The organism is Eudoraea sp. (assembly GCF_049665975.1).
GTDB lineage: Bacteria > Bacteroidota > Bacteroidia > Flavobacteriales > Flavobacteriaceae > Eudoraea.
Genome location: NZ_JBATGR010000478.1, coordinates 1 through 3,571 on the forward strand (window position 1 = coordinate 1; position 3,571 = coordinate 3,571).

General features: G+C 38.4%; 3 protein-coding genes and 1 pseudogene. 1 reads left to right on the forward strand and 3 read right to left on the reverse strand.

The window, feature by feature from the left end; all coding sequences use genetic code 11:
• Both WBN20_RS15375 and kdsA read right to left on the reverse strand, forming a co-directional pair.
• Nucleotides 1-424: sulfatase-like hydrolase/transferase (locus WBN20_RS15375; RefSeq protein WP_424282319.1), on the reverse strand; the 424-nt coding region annotated here is incomplete at its 3' end.
• A 103-nt stretch (nt 425-527) separates the two neighbouring features.
• Nucleotides 528-1,349, reverse strand: a complete 822-nt coding sequence (kdsA, locus tag WBN20_RS15380) for a 3-deoxy-8-phosphooctulonate synthase (protein ID WP_424282318.1) — start codon at nt 1,347-1,349, stop codon at nt 528-530.
• Between the two features lie 145 nt (nt 1,350-1,494).
• Between kdsA and typA the strand changes: the two genes are divergently transcribed.
• The gene (gene typA / locus WBN20_RS15385) at nt 1,495-3,294 is read left to right on the forward strand and encodes a translational GTPase TypA (protein WP_424270703.1); all 1,800 of its coding nucleotides are present in this window, start codon (nt 1,495-1,497) and stop codon (nt 3,292-3,294) included.
• A gap of 21 nt (nt 3,295-3,315) precedes the next feature.
• Here typA and WBN20_RS15390 read toward each other — a convergent pair.
• Nucleotides 3,316-3,571, reverse strand: a pseudogene (locus tag WBN20_RS15390) (polyphosphate--glucose phosphotransferase); the annotation flags it as partial.

The window sequence follows — 3,571 nt, forward strand, 5'->3', positions numbered from 1 at the left end:
ATGTAGGGTTATAGTAATCTCCCTGGCCGGGTAGAATTTTAAATTCATCAAATCCTTTTGGATTATTACCAAAATGCAGTTTTCCAAACATAGCAGTTTGGTATCCGGCATTTTTTAAAAGCTGAGGAAAGGTAATATTTGTTGTATCGAAAGGGGAAAGGTTATCTATTTTTCCATTGATATGGCTGTGTTTGCCTGTTAGGATTACAGCCCTGGAAGGTGCGCAAATAGAATTCGTAACACTGGCATTAGTAAAAAGCATGCCCTCATTGGCAATCCTGTCAATATTCGGGGTTTGAATTAATTTATTACTGTATGCACTGATAGCCTGATAAGCGTGATCATCAGACATAATAAAGACAATATTTGGTCTCTTTGTTGACTTGTTTTTTTTGGTTTCGGACTTGCATGAAACAAAAATCATCAAAATGCTGCCCAAAATTAGTGATAAACACAAGCTTGGTTTCATAAGTACTTAAAGGAATTAATCAATTCCAATGTACTCATTTTTAGGAAATTTAACTGATTTACTGAAGACTATTGACTGTTTTACGAAGAGCCGTTAAATTGGTCAGTAATTGTTCCAGTTGATCTAAATGTAACATATTGGCCCCGTCGCTTTTGGCATTTGCAGGATCAAAGTGGGTTTCTATAAAGATTCCATCAACCCCTGTAGCTATTCCTGCGCGGGCTATAGTGCTTATTAATTCGGGTCTCCCACCGGTAACTCCTGAAGACTGATTGGGTTGCTGCAAAGAATGGGTGACATCTAATACTACCGGGGCGTATTGTTTCATGACGGGTATTCCTCTAAAATCGACAACCATATCCTGATACCCAAACATAGTGCCTCGATCTGTAATCATTACCTGTTTATTATTGGAATCAATTACTTTATTTACGGCATGTTTCATGCTTTCCGGACTCATAAATTGTCCCTTTTTAAGGTTAACGGTTTTACCCGTATTTGCCGCGGCTACCAGCAAATCGGTTTGACGTACAAGGAATGCAGGAATTTGAAGGACGTCTACATATTCAGCGGCAAGTTTAGCGTCTGTTATCTCATGTATGTCGGTAACTGTGGGCACGTGAAAAGTTTCAGAAACTTTTTTCAATATTTTTAATGCTTTCTCGTCTCCAATACCAGTAAAAGAGTCAACCCGGCTGCGATTTGCTTTCTTAAAACTCCCTTTAAAAATGTATGGAATCTCCAATTTATCGGTGATTTCCATAATTCGTTCTGCGATCCGCAATGCCATTTCCTCACTTTCTATGGCGCACGGTCCGGCGAGCAGAAAAAAATTATCACCAGAAGTGTATTTTAGTTGTGGTATGGAGTCAAGTTTCATATACAAAAGTTAGATTACAAAGATAATTGTTTTTTAGTGCTCTTATTTGCACTGCTAATCGCTCAAAATCAACACAATAAAAATAACAGAACTTTATAACAGTAAGCAAAAAATAGGAGTATCTTTGCAGGCTCAAAACAAGAAGATGTCTAATACGAAAAACATTGCCATAATTGCACACGTTGACCACGGTAAAACAACCCTGGTAGATAAGATATTACATTATTGCCAGTTATTCCGGGAAAATGAGAAAACCGGAGATCTTATTTTAGATAATAATGACCTCGAGCGTGAAAGAGGTATTACTATTACTTCAAAGAACGTATCCGTATTATATAAAGATACCAAGATCAATATTATTGATACTCCGGGCCACGCCGATTTTGGTGGTGAGGTTGAACGTGTTTTAAATATGGCTGATGGGGTTTTGCTATTAGTCGATGCCTTTGAAGGTCCAATGCCCCAAACTCGATTTGTATTACAAAAAGCAATCGACATGGGTTTAAAACCCTGTGTAGTAATCAACAAAGTAGACAAGGAAAATTGTACCCCGGAAGAAGTGCATGAAAAGGTCTTTGATCTTATGTATGAACTTGGTGCGGAAGAATGGCAGTTAGACTTTCCAACAGTCTATGGCTCAGCCAAAAATAACTGGATGAGTGATGACTGGCAGAACGAAACTACAACTATAGAGCCTTTATTGGAAATGGTTGTTGAGCACATCCCAACTTTTGAACCTAAGGAGGGTACGACACAAATGTTGATTACGTCTTTAGATTACTCTTCATTTACAGGTAGAATTGCTATTGGACGCCTGCAGCGAGGTTCTTTAAAGGAAGGACAGCAAATCTCTTTGGTAAAACGAGATGGCAGTATCGTAAAGTCTAAGGTAAAAGAGCTATTTACTTTTGAAGGTCTGGGCCGTATAAAAGTGAAGGAAGTAGTCACAGGTGATATTTGTGCTATAGTAGGACTTGAAGGTTTTGATATTGGAGATACCATTGCAGATATCGAAAATCCGGAAGGGCTTAAGACTATTGCTATAGACGAACCAACAATGAGTATGTTGTTCACCATTAACGATAGCCCGTTTTTTGGTAAGGACGGTAAATTTGTTACTTCAAGGCATATTAAGGAAAGGTTGGAGAAAGAATTGGAAAAGAATCTGGCGTTACGTTTAGAAGAGACAGATAGCGCAGAAAAATTCATGGTTTTTGGAAGGGGTGTACTGCACTTGTCTGTACTCATAGAAACTATGCGAAGAGAAGGATACGAACTTCAAATAGGTCAGCCTCAGGTTATTATCAGGACTATTGATGGAGTAAAATGTGAACCTATAGAACAGATGACCATAGATTTACCAGAAGAAGTGTCTGGAAAAGCTGTAGAAATGGTCTCTATCCGTAAAGGAGAATTGACCAGCATGGAAGCAAAAGGTGAAAGGATGGTATGTGAATTCCTTATTCCTTCTCGCGGAATTATTGGGTTACGAAATCAACTTTTAACCGCAACAGCAGGGGAGGCAATTATGGCTCATCGTTTTTTAGAATACCAACCTATGAAAGGAGATGTTCCTCAAAGGCAAAATGGTTCGTTGGTTTCTATGGAAAATGGAAAAGCCATTCCTTATTCAATTGATAAATTACAGGAAAGAGGTAGGTTTTTTGTAGATCCGGGTGAAGACATCTATGAAGGTCAGGTTATTGGTGAGAATACCAGAGGTGACGATATGACAATAAATATTACAAAAACCAAGAAACTTTCAAATGTACGTTCTTCCGGGGCAGATGATAAGGCAAAAATAGTACCGGCCATCAAATTTTCTTTGGAGGAAGCTTTGGAATATATCCAAAAGGATGAATATGTTGAGGTTACACCAAAACATATACGTCTTCGTAAAATCTTTCTAAAAGAAGTAGACCGCAAAAGGAATAAAATTTCTTAAAGTATTATACTCAATTTTAGCTTAGTCTCTTGGCGCCTCATGCAATGCTGCCGCTGCTGCGCCAACTATTCCTGCCTGGTTTCTTAATTCTGCCGGAATTACAGGAGTTTCAATGGTGATATAATCTTTGTATTCATCAAATTGTTTTGAAGTTCCGCCACCTAAAATGATAAAGTCGGGAGAAATTAGTAGATCGACATACTTTAGGAATACGTTAAAGCGTTTCCCCCATTCTTTAAAGCTGAGGCCTTCATTTTCCTTTGCAGATGCTGCGGCC

Excerpts from the sequence above, each read along its gene's own strand:
- kdsA (WP_424282318.1), bottom strand. The coding sequence starts at position 1,349 with ATGAAACTTGACTCCATACCACAACTAAAATACACTTCTGGTGATAAT.
- typA (WP_424270703.1), top strand. The coding sequence starts at position 1,495 with ATGTCTAATACGAAAAACATTGCCATAATTGCACACGTTGACCACGGT.